Origin of the sequence: Streptomyces pratensis (assembly GCF_037137275.1) — a bacterium.
In the GTDB taxonomy this organism is placed as follows: domain Bacteria; phylum Actinomycetota; class Actinomycetes; order Streptomycetales; family Streptomycetaceae; genus Streptomyces; species Streptomyces pratensis_B.
Map to the genome: position 1 here is coordinate 1 of NZ_JBBBEN010000036.1, position 263 is coordinate 263.

General features: G+C 66.5%; 1 pseudogene. It reads left to right on the top strand.

Annotated features, from left to right (window positions below):
* Nucleotides 1-195: pseudogene (locus V9U70_RS00195) on the top strand (IS110 family transposase); the annotation flags it as partial.
* Nucleotides 196-263 lie beyond the last annotated feature (68 nt).

Consider the following 263-nt stretch of genomic DNA (forward strand, 5'->3'; position numbering starts at 1 on the left):
CTGTCCGCCTTCGCCTGCATGAACGCCGACCCCGCCTCCCGCACCTACTACGACCGCCAGCGAGCCCGCGGCAAAACCCACACCCAAGCCCTCCTCCGCCTCGCCCGCCAACGAACCAGCGTCCTGTTCGCCATGCTCCGCGACGGCACCTTCTACGAACCCCGGACACCGAAGGACGTCGAACTCGCCGCATAACCCCAACAACCCCGAACCACCCCACACCGAACTCGGACGCCTTGACGAAAGACATAGAGGCACCCCCC